Origin of the sequence: Streptomyces sp. DG2A-72 (assembly GCF_030499575.1) — a bacterium.
Classification (GTDB): domain Bacteria; phylum Actinomycetota; class Actinomycetes; order Streptomycetales; family Streptomycetaceae; genus Streptomyces.
Window position 1 is genome coordinate 8,370,632 of the sequence record NZ_JASTLC010000001.1, and the last position, 12,987, is coordinate 8,383,618.

The following is a 12,987-nucleotide window of genomic DNA, read 5'->3' on the forward strand; positions in this document are numbered from 1 at the left end:
TCCATCAGGGCAGCGGCAGTAGCGCAAGTGATCTCAAAGAAAGTGGTGCAACAACAATGGAATCACTCGACCGGATAGACCGAGACATCCTCGCCCTGCTCCAGACCGACGGCCGGCTGACCGGCGCGGAGGTAGGGCGCCGCGTCGGACTCTCGCAGCCCGCGGCCAGCGCGCGCATCCAACGGCTGGAGAAAAGCGGCGTCATCACCGGCTACCGAGCCGTGGTCGACCCGGCAGCCCTCGGGCTGAACATTCACGCGGTCATCCGGCTCCGCACCACGCACGCCCAGCTCTCACGGGCCCTGGACTTCGCCTCCCGGACCCCCGAGATCGCCTCCACTCTCAGAGTCACCGGGGAAGACTGCCTCATCTTCGACGTCCACTGCCCGCAGGCAGGACGACTCGAAGAAGTCGTCGACGCACTTGCCCGTTACGGCCCTGTCACCACATCCCTCGTGCTCCGCGCCTACCCCCAGAAGCCGCTGACCGACGCCACGTCAACAACGTCATGACCCGCAACACCTAGCTGCCCTGCCCTGCTAAAATGCTGGTCATCACGCGAGCCTTCTCGGTGCGGATTTCGATCCGCCGGGGAGGCCTTTTTCATGCCCGGGCCCGCCTGCCTCGGCACTGGTGGACCCACTTCGATGTGCTCGCCCCGCCGAGCGGCCTCAACGTGCCGCGCCCACCCATCGATTTCCGTTCCCAACTGCAAGAGGAGATCCCAGTCATGAGCCCACGGACGAACGCCGCGGCACCCGCGGGGACTTGGCAACTCGGTGACCTGACCGTCAACCGCGTCGGGTTCGGCGCGATGCGCCTGACGGGTACCGCACCCTTCGACAGCGGCGTGCCGCGTGGCCGAGAGCGGTCGATCGGCGTGCTCCGGCGGGCGGTCGAGCTCGGGGTGAACCACATCGACACCGCTGCGTTCTACTTCTCGGCGACGCGCTCCGCCAATGAGCTGATCAACCGGGCGCTGGCGCCGTACCCGGAGGACCTGGTCATCACCACCAAGGTCTGGCCGGGCCGCGATCCCTCGGGTGCGTGGTGGTGGGCCGCGCCGGCGCAGTTGCGCGGCCAGGTCGAGGAGAACCTCCGCCAACTCGGCCGCGATCACCTGGACGTGGTGAACCTTCGCGTGCCACCGAGCTGCCGGACCGGTTCGATCGGCGAGCACTTCGCCGTGCTGGCCGAGCTGCGCGATGCTGGGCTGGTCCGCCACCTCGGCATCTCCAACGTCACATCTGAGCAACTGGCCGAGGCCCGGGCCATCGCCCCGGTCGTGTGCGTGCAGAACCCCTACGGTATCGGCGCGTTGAGCGAGGACCGGGCACTCCTACGGCTCTGCGGTGAACTCGGCCTGGCCTTCGTTCCGTTCTTCGCGATCGCCGGTCCCGGGCGCGAGGCGGGCCCGGCTGCCGGTGACAGCGAGGCGGTGTACGCCGTTGCCCGCGCGCACGGTGTGTCCATCGCGCAGGTCCGGCTGGCCTGGACCTTGCAGCAGGGGCCGCACGTGCTTGCGATCCCCGGCACAGGAGATCTGGACCACCTCGCGCAGAACGTGGCCGCAGGCGCGCTACGGCTCTCGGAACAGGAGATGGTGCGCCTCAGCTCGCTGCGGCCGGTCGGCGCATAGCGAGCCGGTGCCATCCGTCAAGGCCGTCGTCGCCGAGGTCCCGGACCCGACGCCAGGACCGCGCGATGTCGTGGTCGAGGTTCCGCAAGGGCGAGTCGGTGCTGAAGATCCTCGGCCGCTTCGGTGACCTGGGCGGCACCGACCCGTGGGCCACCGGCACGCACTCAGAGGATCCGCCGGCCCTCTACTGGCGGCCCCTCCAAACCGTTTTCCTGCCTAAGCGCTCCGCTGGAAGTCCGATGCGTCGCCTGCCGGTCCGTCGTGGCTGGTCGCTCCCCCACTCTCGAATTCTCCCCCACTCTCGGCTTCGCTCGAGCGGGGGGGGGACCCTCATGAGCGGGGGCCCCCATCGCGGCGGAGCCGCACATCGATACAGCCCCGCGCCCCTTCGGGGCGCTGCCGAACCGCACGGGACTTCGCCGGATCCGCTCAGAGCCGTCTTGCCGACCCTGAACCGTTGTCCCGCCCTGAACCGTTTTCACGCCTTGGCCATGAGGCGCAGGGCCTGCGCCTCCGGAGTGTCCGGGGCAGCCGTGTAGACGAGGAGGCTCAGGTCGGGGTCCTGGGGGAAGTGGGTGATCTCGTAGGCGAGAGTCAGCGGGCCGGCCTCCGGATGGTTGACGCGCTTGAACCCGGACGACTTGGTGTGCACGGCGTGCCGTTCCCAGTGATGCCGGAACTCCGGTGATTTCGCCGTCAGTTCGGCGATGAGCCGGTGCAGCGCCGCGTCCCGCGGATACCGGCCCGCCGCGATCCGCAGTTGCCCCACCACCTCCCGGGCGATGAAGTCGACGTCGGGGTAACGGCCGCCGATCTCGGCGTCGAGCAGATGCAGCCGCGCCATGTTGCGCTCGGTGGGCGACAGCGCCGCGAGGTCGGTGATGAGCGCACAGACCGGCCGGTTCCAGGCCACGATGTCCAGACGGTGGTCGACGGCCAGGGCAGGGGCGCAGATCCAGTCGAGCAACTGCCGCACGCCCGGGCGAGCGGGACGGCCGTCGGGTGCTCCCGAGGCACCGTCCGGGCGGGCCAGCCGGACCAGATGGGCGCGCTCGTCGTCGTCCATGCGCAGAGCGTCGGCGACCGCACCGAGGACGCTGTCGGACACCCCGCGATTACGGCCCTGCTCCAGCCGTACGTAGTAGTCGACGCTGACCCCCGCCAGAGACGCGACCTCCTCCCGCCGCAGCCCCGGCACCCGGCGCGGCCCCGACCCGGAGGCGAAACCGACGTCCTCCGGTCTCAGGCGTGCCCGCCGGGACCGCAGGAACTCCCCCAACTCCTGTGCAGGCTCCATGACGTCCATGGTGCCCGTGGGTGGGTCTGCGCGTCCCTGGGTCCCGCAGAGCCTGGGAGCGGCCCGGCGGCCGGGTGAGCATGGACGGACGGAACGACGTGGACCGAGTGGACGGACGTGAGGGGAGCGCGGGGTGCGCACACGGCACTGGAGCAGCGGCCTGGCCGCGGTGTTACTGACGACGGCGGGACCGGCGTGGGCAGCAGAGGGCGGCGGCACCCCGCCGGATCCCGCACCCGGCGGACCGCAACGGCCGTACGAACCGGACGTGTCCGGCCCGCGCAACATCGACTCCCTGAGGGTGCGGGTCGGTGGGGACGGGGGAGCGGGCGTCCGCGTGGCGTTCGACCGGACCAGCCGCGCGGAACCGGCCGGCCCGCCGGCCGCGCCTCGCCGCTTCGTCTTCCTCTTCGACGAGGCGCTCGACTTCCACCCCAAGGACTTCCCGCTCTGCGCCCGGACCGTCATCGAGACGAACGGCCCCGCAGCCTGCCCCGCCGGCTCCCGGATCGGCCACGGCACCAGCCACCTCTACCCCGAGGGCACCGCCGACGTGTACGCCTTCAACACCCGCCACACAGGCGGCCTGCGCGGCGCCCTCGTCGTCATCCCCGCGAGCAACACCATCCTGGAACTGACCTGGGAAAAGGTCACCCACCCCTACCGCGAACGCGGTTACCGCTGGGCCCTGGACGAGATCGTCCCGCCGACCCAGATCCCACCGGACCAACGCGTGGGCACCCGGCGCTTCGAACTCACCTGGGGCGCCACACACGGCACGGCGTCCTTCGCGACCGTACGCAAGAACGACGACAAGCTCCGCTTCGGACTGTGGAGCGAGTTCGTGACCGGGCAGATCGCGCTGCCGGAGACGGTCGATGTCCGTGCATGACCATCTGGATGCCGCTCGCGGTCAAACGTGATCTGTGACACATGCGGAAAGCGGGCAGTGTGATGTCACGTTCGCGCAAATGGCGTTCGGAGTTCTTCTCTTTCGGCGGATGCCCTGTTCGGCAGGGGTGGCGCGGGAGGCGTCAGGGGTGGCGTGGCTTTGGCGGAAAAGGATTGCGAATTCACCCATGGCCAACAGTCAGCGGAAAGCTACCCTCCGTTAGAAAGATCTGCTTGAAGGTCTGCACGTTCGACGGGTCCGGTCCGCTTACCTGTTCTCCAGAGCAACGATGCTCCAGGTGCCCGGCCCGCGTCGCGCGGGGGACGGAGCGGTCAATGGCACCGTCCGACAGACAAGGAAAGCATCACTGTGAACTACGAAGTAGTCAGCCTCGTGCTGGCCACCTCCGCGGCGGCGCGGTCCTTCGCGCCCGACGTGTGGTTCTTAGTGCGGCGCCTCCTCGGTGCCGGAGTTCGCATCGGGGCCACCGCCCTCAGCGAGCAGCAGACCCAGCCCCCAGCTGCCACCCCGGCCTCCTGGAACGAAGGAGGACACCGATGACCAGCAGGCAGCCCGACCCCGCAGGACCCATGACGCACCGTCCCGACTCCTCGATGCCGCCCGAGTTCTGGGACTTCCAGGCCCGCTACGACCGGGCGTGCTTCGAGTACAGCCGCATCCACCTCGGCGGCAACGCCGTCGCCGCCCGGCGGCTGGTCGACCGCACTTTCCTGTACCTGGCCACCATCTGGCCCCGGCTGGAGGCCATGGAGAACCCCGGCGCGTATGCCTGGGCGCTGTTCAAACAACGCGTCCATGGTGAACTCGCCGACCAGGGCCGTAGTCCGGCCACCACCGAGACCCTGGCGTTCGAGCGGGCCATCAAGGCGGCCAGCGCACCTCTGCTCGCCGCCTTCCGCAGCGCCTTCCACGCCGAGCACGGTGCGGAGATCGCTGAACTGGAGGAGGGCCTCGGGCTGTTCCGGCAGATGACACGACTGAGCGAGCGGCAGTTCGACGTGCTCGTCCTGCGCGATCTGCTCGAGTTCGACACCAAACACACGGCCCTGATCATGGGCATTCGCGAGGCGACCGTCCGATCCACCCGCCGCACCGCGAAACACCGGCTCGCGGCGGCCATGGGCTACCGGGTCGAGAGCACCCCCGACGACGACAAGGAGTGACCCACCCGTGAACCGCACCCCGCGCAGCATCGAGGAGGCCCTGCGCCGTTCCCGCGTCTTCCGAGGCGAGTACACCCAGGCCGACCTGGCAGACGCGCGGCACCAACTCGCCCGCGACCTGCACGAACTGAGCTGGGTGCGGTTCTTCCACCCCGTCGGACCACACGGCTGCCGGGGCCACCAGCCCCCCGCCGCCCTGCACGAACGGTCCGCGCACGACCTGCGCGTACTGTGTCGCGGCACCGTCCACCACGACGGTGCCGCCCGCCGCATCACCCTCTTCGACACCGCCCGCGACCCCGACGGGGCCCTCCCCTTCGCCTGTCTGCTCTACCTCGCCGACGAGGAGGAGGGCGCCCGGTTCTGGTGGCAGTACGCCGCCGGCGCGGGCAGCGTCACCGCCGCGCTGTGTCTGTATCTGCTCCATCTGCGCCACGGCGACATGCGCGACGCCCAGCACTGGGCCGACCAGATCCACCGCCTCAACACCCTTGACTGGTACGGCTACACGCCCGTCCCGCACCACGCCGACACGGCCGTCGACCGCCCCGGCGTCCGCTACACCCTGCCCGCCCGGTCTCCCGCCGTCTCCGAACGCGCGGTCAAGGACGTCGTCGACGAACTCGACGCCCCGCACGACGGAGGCCTCGGCCCCGTCCCCCAGCCCATCCCCGCCCTCGCCGACCAGTGGGCCGAACTGGTCGGCGCCTGAACGGCCGTAGTGGCGCGTCGTAAGGTTGCCGGAGTCTCAGGGGGAGGGCGGCTTGACGTACGACGCGCGGCGCAAGGGCGAACCAGGCAGCCGTAAGCCGGAGTTGGCCGACGTCGGTGGTCGTCCGCTGTGGCGCAGCCGGGACTTCGGGGTTTTCTGGGCGGCGCAGACCCTGTCCGTCCTCGGTGATTCCTTCGCGCTGATCGCGCTGCCGTTGCTGGTCCTGCAGGCCACCGGTTCGCTCGCCGCGATGGGTCTGCTGACGGCGGTGGGCGGGGCGGCCTCGGTCGTGGCGGCGGTGTTCGCCGGGGCCGTGGTGGACCGGGTCGACCGGCGCAAGCTGCTGATCGGCTGCGATCTCGTACGGATGGTGCTGTACGGGGTGATCCCGGTGGTGTGGCTCTTCGGACCGCGGATCTGGCTGCTGTACGTGGTGCTGCCGCTGTGCGAGGCGGTCGGGATGCTGTTCGCCGTCGGCTATGTCACCGTCGTGCGCAGCCTGGTCGGCACCGAGCAACTCACCGAGGCCAACGGCCGGTTGAACGCGACCGCCGCCGCGGCCGGGGTTCTGGGACCGCTGTGCGCGGGCCTCGTCGCCGCCTGGTCCGGGCCCGCCACCGCCGTCGGCGTGGACGCTGCGAGCTTCGGGGTGTCGGCGGCCTGTCTGGTCGTCGTACGGTTCCGGGGGCGCCCCGGAGACGATCGGACGGGTCAGCGCACCGGGCTGTGGCAGGACCTGCGCGCCGGGATCGCCTTCCTCTACGGCCATCCGGTCCTGCGGTCGCTGACCGCGCTGCTGTTCCTCTTCAGCTTCTTCACCCTCGGCCTGAACGATCTGGTGATCTACCACCTCAAGCACGATCTCGGCCATGACGACGGCACCGTCGGCACGGTGATGGCGGGCGGCGCGCTCGGCACCATCGCCGGTTCCCTGCTCGTGGCCCGGATCCGCCGCCGGCTCGGTTTCGGGCCGACCTGGATGGGCGCGGTCGCGGTGTGCGGACTCGCCTTCGCCGGGCTCGGCCGGGCGCAGGACGTCCCCGTCGTGGCCGTCCTCGCCGCGGCCTTCCTCGCGTGCGTCGCCGTCGCGGGCACCTGCTCGATGTCCCTGCGCCAGGAAGTGACCCCCGAGCCCCTTCTGGGCCGGGTCACCTCGGCCTTCTGGACGCTCCACTACTCGGCGGCCCCGGTCGGCGCGGCCGTCCTCACCTGGGCCGCGGAACGCGAGGGCACGGCGCCCGTGGCGCTCGTCGCGGGCGGCTGCTGCGTACTGATCGCGGTCGCCGCCCTGTTCACGCCGATACGGCGGTCGGGCACCGGCTCGGGATCGAGCAGGTGAGTGTTCGACCTTGCGCCGGGACCGGCATCCGGGGCGGATGGCGTTCTCCGTAGCGACCCGGCCGCCCACCGTGCCGAACTGCTGGACAAGTACGCCGTCCACGTGATCGCCGCGCGGGCCGCCATGTGCGCCGGGGACAAGGTCCTTCGTCGGCGAAGTCGTGAGCCGACTCGTGCTGATGCCGTTCACTTCCCAACGCGCCGTCGCCGCAAGAGGGTTGCAGATCGCCGGTATCTGCGTGCCTGCCTGACCGACGTCCTGAAGGCCGACGGCGAGGAGCGCGTCCGGGTCGGCTCCGTCATCCGTTCACGCCCGCGTAGTGCCGCAGGCTCCACCGCCACAGGAGGCGGGTCGCGAGGTACGCCAGGACGCCCAGCAGCGGGGAGGCCGCCGCCAGCCAGTACGGGACGCCGGTGCTGTGGCCGTGGCCGGTGAGGACGGCGGCCGGGAAGTAGGCGACGAAGGCGAGCGGGAGGCCGTACGTCAGGAAGCCGCCCACCGCCTTCGGCAGCACGTTCAGGGGGTAGCTGCCGAAGGTGCCGAGGAGTTCCTCCAGCCAGCGGCCCCAGTAGTCGGCGGCCGGGAAGCGCAGCGCGGCGCAGGCGACGACCGCGAACAGGGCCGCCTCCAGGAGCATGCCGCCGAGGACGGCCGCGATCAGGTAGGAGATCCGGCCCGCCGTCCAGTCCAGGTGACTGCGGCTGAGCGCGCCCACCATCAGGCCCGCCGCGACGGTCAGGTCGCCGATCGCGTTGGTCGGGAAGTAGGCGAGCTGGACCTGGCGGTACACCGGCATGGGGCGGACCAGATAGACGTCGATCATGCCTTCCTGGATCTGCCGGCCGATGAAGTGCAGTCGCCCCAGCACCAGGACGAACAGCCCGTGGGCGAGCATCCGGATCGCCGGGATCAGCAGCACGTCGGAGCTGTCCCAGCCGCCCATCCCGGTGAACCGCGCCAGCAGCACCGTCGCGAACACGATCACCGACACCTGCCAGATCGCGCCGGCCGCGATGTTCAGCAGGAACTCGGTGCGGTACTCCATCGCGGCACGGATGTTGAGCAGCGAGACGCGCCACACGATGCGCAGAGCCTTCAACGACATCTCAGCCTCCCTGCGAGATCACGCGCCGCGCGGCCTGCCGCCACACCCACCGGGTCAGCAGCGCCAGCACGACGACCCAGGCCGCCTGAATGGCCAACTGGACGCCCGCGTCGGCCAGTTGGATCCGGCCGATGTAGATCGACAGCGGCACGCTCAGCGTCGCCTGGAACGGCAGGAAACCGCTCAGCGTGAGGAACCAGTCCGGGAAGAACCACAGCGGCGCGTAGACCCCGGACAACAGGTTCTGCACGAAGATCAGGATCAGCATCGCGGAGTTGTTGCGGATGGTGAAGAAACACATCTGGTCCAGGACGAGCATCACGTAGTACAGCACCCACTGGCCGAGCAGCAGACTGACCGCGAACACCCCTGCCACAGCGGCCGACCGGGGCGGTTCGACCACCCCGAACGCGAGGCAGACCGCGAATCCGCCCAGCGCCCACGCCAGCCCGTACAGCTGCTCACCGAGGGCACGCAGGGCGTAGTACCGCTGGGGCGGCAGCGGGCGCAGATACCAGTAGACGATGGTGCCGAAGTGCATGTGCTGCAGCACGGTGTCCCGGCCCGCGTACTGGTCCAACTCCCGCATCCGGGAGGCGAGTACGGCCAGCACGGCATAGGTGACCGCCTGGCCCTCGTTCAGTCCGGCGGTGGTGCCGGTGTGGGAGTACAGGCCGTGCCACAGCGACGCCACCAGCACCACCTGCACGGCCAGCCGGACCAGCACGGCCGTCATCCGCGGCGGGGTGTGCAGCTCACCGAGGGGGGTGACGCGGGCGGCGCGCCAGGCGTGCAGAACGGCCACGTCAGACCGCCTCGGCGTGGACGTAGGCGGCCCGCATCACGTCTTCCAGGTCCGCTTCGTCGATGGCGACGCCCGTCACCTCGTACCGCTCGATGACCGTCTTCAGCGCCTGGTGCACCGTGGGCGCGTCGGTTCCGTCCGGCCCGAAGACGACCCGCGGTCCGTCCTGCCGCAGCAGTGCGATGCCCGGCAGTGGTACGACGTCGGTGTGCGCGTCGGCGAGGGTCGCCCGCACCTGCCATGTCGAGCCGAATTTGCGGCGGATCTCGTCGAGGCCGCCGTCCAGGACGAGCCGGCCGTGGTTGATCAGGACGACCCGCTCGGCGAGCCGTTCGACCTCCGTCATGTCGTGCGTGGTCAACAGGACCGTACGGCCACGCTGTTCGACCTGGTGCCGGAGGAACTCCCGCACCTGCTCCTTGACCACCACGTCCATGCCGATGGTCGGCTCGTCGAGGAAGACGACCGGCGGGTCGTGCAGCAGGGCCGCCGCGAGGTCGGAGCGCACACGCTGGCCGAGCGAGAGGTGGCGCACCCGGGTGTCCCAGAAGGAGGAGAGGTCCAGCAGCTCGTCGAACTCGCCGAGCCGGGTGGCGTGTTCGGCTCTCGGCACCTCGTAGATGTCCCGCAGGATCGCGAACGACTCGCGCACCGGCAGGTCCCACCACAGCTGGGTGCGCTGCCCGAACACCGCGCCGATGTTCCGGGCGTTGCGCTCGCGCTCCTTGTACGGCACCACGCCCGTGACCCGGCACTCGCCGGACGTCGGCGTGAGGATGCCGGTGAGCATCTTGATGGTGGTGGACTTGCCGGCGCCGTTCGGGCCGAGCAGGGCGAGGAGTTCGCCGGGGGCCACGTCGAAGGTGATGTCCTGGACGGCGTGCTTGGCGACCCGCTCCGGGTCGACCAGGGACCGCAGCGCGCCGATGAAGCCCGGTCGGCGGACGGTGGTGTGGAAGGTGCGGGACAGGCCGCGGACCTCGATGCTTCCGCTCACGTTCGTGAACTCCCTTACCTCGAACACGAGTTGCGGCCGGTCGGCTGGAAGGGCCGACCGGCCGCGGGCGCATCACGACCGTCGCAGAATGTCGATCAATCGGGCAATGGATTTATTGATCGATTGATTGGACTAATCGATCACCGGGAACCGGACTGATCGGCCACCGAGAACACGAACGAGAACTCCGCCGGCTCGGCCCGCAGGAAGTACTGCGGCAGCGGGCCGGGGCCGCACGACTGGGAGCCGATGCCGTGCTGCCCGTGGTCGAGGTTGACCCACACGGTGTCGCCGGGCGTGAGATCGGTCAGGTGCCGGGCCGCGTCCAGCTGCTCGTTCGTCCAGCGGCGCGCGCTGAACCAGAACTCCGGGTCTCCCTCGATCCGCAGCCCGCCGAGCTCCGCCCAGCGGACGTCGGCCCGGGCGCCGTTCTCCTGGGGGCGCACGTACGGCGTCTGCAACTGGTCCACGGTCGAAGTCCAACGACCCAGCATCGACGCCGACTCGGTGTCCGGGTAGGCCTCACCGGGACCTCCGCCGAACCACCGCACCGCGTCCGCCGACGCCAGCCCGAACCGGATGCCCAGCCGCGGCAGCGGCACGGTCCAATCACCCTCGGGACGCACGGAGACGGTGAGCTTCAGCCGGGTCCCGTCGGAGGTCCAGCGGTACACGGTGTCCAGGCCCACCTCCCAGGCGGCGGGCGCCACCCGGCTCCGTACGGTCAGGGAGTCCTCCGCCAACTCCACATCACCCAACCGGTGTCGCATCCGGTGCAGCCCGTACTTGCGCCACAGCACACCGAACCGGACGTCCGACTGCCAGGGCGCGCCGTCGTCGTTGTCGGTCGGCGCCCGCCACACGTCGAGGCGCAGACCGGTCACATCGACGCCGCCGATGGTCCGCAACGCGCCGGTGCGGGCGTCGAACGACGCGGGTCCGAGGTGGACGGTCCCCTCGCTCACAGCGGGGCTCTCGCTCGCCGTGACGGAGGGCTTCAGCCGCTCGGTCACCGGGAGTTGGGCCCACGCGACCACGTGGCCCTTCGGGGCCCAGGCGGTCTCCTGCGCCAGCAGCGCCCGCACCGTCCACTGCGCCTCGCCGCCCGGCCCGTCCGGCTGCGGCAGCTTCGCCTCGGCCGACTCACCGGGTGCGAGCGCGGGCACGTTCAGCGTCCCGGCCTCGACCGTCTCGCCGTCCACCTGGTACGACCACTCGAAGGCCAGCGCCGACAGGTCGGCGAAGTCGTACGCGTTCGTCACCCGTACGGTGCCGTCCGCGCCGTCGCCCTCGATGCGGACGGGCTCGATCACCTTCTTGTACTCGACGAGCCCCGGCGACGGCCGCCGGTCCGGGAAGATCAGCCCGTCGCAGACGAAGTTGCCGTCGTGCAGTTCCTCGCCGAAGTCGCCGCCGTAGGCGAAGCCCAGCTGCGGATGCTTGATGCCGTGGTCGATCCACTCCCAGATGAAGCCGCCCTGGAGCCGGTCGTACGACTCGAAGATCCGCTGGTAGTCGGCGATGCCACCGGGGCCGTTGCCCATGGCGTGGCCGTACTCGCAGAGGATGAAGGGCAGTTCACGCCTCTTGTGCGTGCCGCCGTCCAGCCCGGCACCGATCCGCTCGACCTCCTCATGGCCCGCGTACATCCGCGAGTACATGTCGGTGTCACGGCAGTCGATGTCGCCCTCGTAGTGCACGAGCCGCGAGTCGTCCCGGCCGTGGATCCACTCGGCCATCGCGGTCAGCCCGCGGCCGGTGCCGGCCTCGTTGCCGAGGGACCAGATGACGACCGACGGGTGGTTCTTGTCGCGTTCGACCATACGGGCGGCGCGGTCGAGCAGGGCCGGGGTCCAGCGGTCGTCGTCGACGGGATTGTCGCGCCAGGCCTGCTCGGTGAAGCCATGGGTCTCCAGGTCGCACTCGTCGATGACCCACAGGCCGTACTCGTCGCACAGGTCCAGGAAGGCCGGGTGCGGCGGGTAGTGCGAGGTGCGGACGGCATTGAGGTTGTGCCGCTTCATCAGCAGCATGTCCTCGCGCATGGTCGCAAGGTCGAGGGCGCGGCCCTTCTCGGGGTGCCACTCGTGCCGGTTGACGCCCTTGAAGAGGATGGCTTTTCCGTTGACCTTGATCAGCCCGTCTTCGAGGCCGACGGTCCGGAAACCGATGCGCAGCGGGACGCGCTCGCCCGCCGTGATCAGCTCACCGTCGTACAGCTTCGGCGTCTCGGCGGACCACGGCTGGACGGGGACGGTCACCGGCTCGCCGGTCGCGACATCGATGTCCAGGACGGGCACGGACACCCGCCCCTCGACGTCGGAGTCGACGCGCAGGGTGCCCTCGCCCGTGGTGTGGTCGTAGGAGGCGTGCATGAAGAAGTCGCCCGCGCTGCCCGCCGGGCGGTGCAGCAGGGTGACATCGCGGAAGATGCCGGGCAGCCACCACTGGTCCTGGTCCTCCAGGTACGACCCCGCGGACCACTGGTGCACCCGGACGGCGAGCACGTTGCCCGTCGGCTTCAGCAGCGACCCGACCGCGAACTCGTGCGGCAGCCGGGAGCCCTTGAACTCGCCGAGCTCCGTGCCGTTCAGCCAGACGCGGGCGCAGGACTCGACACCGTCGAAACGGAGGACGGCACCGCCGTCGCCGGGCCAGTCCGCCGGCAGGCCGAAGACGCGGACGTGGTCGCCGGTCGGGTTCTCGGTCGGGACGTGCGGCGGGTCCACCGGGAAGGGGTACAGGTGGTTGGTATAGATGGGCGAACCGAACGCCCCGTCGCCCTGGAGGACCCAGTGCCCGGGGACCGTGACCTCGGCCCAGTCCCCGGTGTCGTACCCCTCCTCCGTGAAGGAGTCGTCCTCGGCGTCCGCCGTCGCGGACAGGCGGAAGCGCCAGCTGCCGTTGAGGGAGAGTGACTGGGCGTCGGAGGACGCGTACCAGGCGCGGGGCGGCAGGACCCCGCTGCCCGGCGACACGTCCTCGACGTAATCAGTGGTGCGGAAAGACATCGGTCT

12 protein-coding genes are annotated in these 12,987 nt (G+C 70.2%); 7 read left to right on the forward strand and 5 right to left on the reverse strand.

Annotation, left to right across the window (positions count from 1 at the left end):
- Positions 1-56: 56 nt before the first annotated feature.
- Together QQY66_RS39780 and QQY66_RS39785 are read left to right on the forward strand one after the other, a co-directional pair.
- A complete protein-coding gene (locus tag QQY66_RS39780) occupies positions 57-512 on the forward strand; it encodes an Lrp/AsnC family transcriptional regulator (RefSeq protein WP_301985241.1) in 456 nt (151 codons plus the stop codon).
- A gap of 218 nt (positions 513-730) precedes the next feature.
- Positions 731-1,639: an aldo/keto reductase gene (locus QQY66_RS39785; protein ID WP_301985242.1), complete on the forward strand. Its 909-nt coding sequence runs from the start codon at positions 731-733 to the stop codon at positions 1,637-1,639.
- A 478-nt stretch (positions 1,640-2,117) separates the two neighbouring features.
- Here the strand turns inward: QQY66_RS39785 and QQY66_RS39790 are convergent, their stop codons facing one another.
- Positions 2,118-2,936, reverse strand: coding sequence for a helix-turn-helix transcriptional regulator (locus QQY66_RS39790; protein ID WP_301985243.1), 819 nt, complete (start codon positions 2,934-2,936; stop codon positions 2,118-2,120).
- A gap of 133 nt (positions 2,937-3,069) precedes the next feature.
- On the opposite strand from QQY66_RS39790, the gene QQY66_RS39795 reads away from it, so the two are divergent.
- From QQY66_RS39795 to QQY66_RS39815, 5 genes are all read left to right on the forward strand, one after another.
- Positions 3,070-3,828 (forward strand): hypothetical protein, encoded by a 759-nt coding sequence (locus QQY66_RS39795; RefSeq protein WP_301985244.1) that lies wholly within the window; start codon positions 3,070-3,072, stop codon positions 3,826-3,828.
- Positions 3,829-4,197: 369 nt separating this feature from the next.
- Complete coding sequence (locus QQY66_RS39800; RefSeq protein ID WP_301985245.1) at positions 4,198-4,389, forward strand: hypothetical protein; 192 nt, start codon at positions 4,198-4,200, stop codon at positions 4,387-4,389.
- Positions 4,386-5,012 (forward strand): sigma-70 family RNA polymerase sigma factor, encoded by a 627-nt coding sequence (locus QQY66_RS39805; protein ID WP_301985246.1) that lies wholly within the window; start codon positions 4,386-4,388, stop codon positions 5,010-5,012. Before QQY66_RS39800 ends, QQY66_RS39805 begins: the two co-directional genes overlap by 4 nt.
- Before the next feature lie 7 nt (positions 5,013-5,019).
- The gene (locus QQY66_RS39810) at positions 5,020-5,724 is read left to right on the forward strand and encodes a hypothetical protein (RefSeq protein WP_301985247.1); all 705 of its coding nucleotides are present in this window, start codon (positions 5,020-5,022) and stop codon (positions 5,722-5,724) included.
- Positions 5,725-5,827: 103 nt separating this feature from the next.
- On the forward strand, positions 5,828-7,063 hold the full coding sequence (locus QQY66_RS39815) for an MFS transporter (RefSeq protein WP_301987648.1): 1,236 nt from the start codon (positions 5,828-5,830) through the stop codon (positions 7,061-7,063).
- Positions 7,064-7,361: 298 nt separating this feature from the next.
- Here QQY66_RS39815 and QQY66_RS39820 read toward each other — a convergent pair whose 3' ends face one another.
- From QQY66_RS39820 to QQY66_RS39835, 4 genes are all read right to left on the reverse strand, one after another.
- A complete protein-coding gene (locus QQY66_RS39820; protein WP_301985248.1) occupies positions 7,362-8,168 on the reverse strand; it encodes an ABC transporter permease in 807 nt (268 codons plus the stop codon).
- 1 nt (position 8,169) lies between these two features.
- Complete coding sequence (locus QQY66_RS39825; RefSeq protein ID WP_301985249.1) at positions 8,170-8,973, reverse strand: ABC-2 family transporter protein; 804 nt, start codon at positions 8,971-8,973, stop codon at positions 8,170-8,172.
- Between the two features lies 1 nt (position 8,974).
- Positions 8,975-9,970: an ATP-binding cassette domain-containing protein gene (locus QQY66_RS39830; protein WP_301985250.1), complete on the reverse strand. Its 996-nt coding sequence runs from the start codon at positions 9,968-9,970 to the stop codon at positions 8,975-8,977.
- A gap of 140 nt (positions 9,971-10,110) precedes the next feature.
- Positions 10,111-12,981, reverse strand: coding sequence for a glycoside hydrolase family 2 TIM barrel-domain containing protein (locus QQY66_RS39835; RefSeq protein ID WP_301985251.1), 2,871 nt, complete (start codon positions 12,979-12,981; stop codon positions 10,111-10,113).
- Between the last annotated feature and the right edge of the window lie 6 nt (positions 12,982-12,987).

Excerpts from the sequence above, each read along its gene's own strand:
- QQY66_RS39805 (WP_301985246.1), top strand. The coding sequence starts at position 4,386 with ATGACCAGCAGGCAGCCCGACCCCGCAGGACCCATGACGCACCGTCCC.
- QQY66_RS39820 (WP_301985248.1), bottom strand. The coding sequence starts at position 8,168 with ATGTCGTTGAAGGCTCTGCGCATCGTGTGGCGCGTCTCGCTGCTCAAC.
- QQY66_RS39785 (WP_301985242.1), top strand. The coding sequence starts at position 731 with ATGAGCCCACGGACGAACGCCGCGGCACCCGCGGGGACTTGGCAACTC.
- QQY66_RS39835 (WP_301985251.1), bottom strand. The coding sequence starts at position 12,981 with ATGTCTTTCCGCACCACTGATTACGTCGAGGACGTGTCGCCGGGCAGC.
- QQY66_RS39780 (WP_301985241.1), top strand. The coding sequence starts at position 57 with ATGGAATCACTCGACCGGATAGACCGAGACATCCTCGCCCTGCTCCAG.
- QQY66_RS39790 (WP_301985243.1), bottom strand. The coding sequence starts at position 2,936 with ATGGAGCCTGCACAGGAGTTGGGGGAGTTCCTGCGGTCCCGGCGGGCA.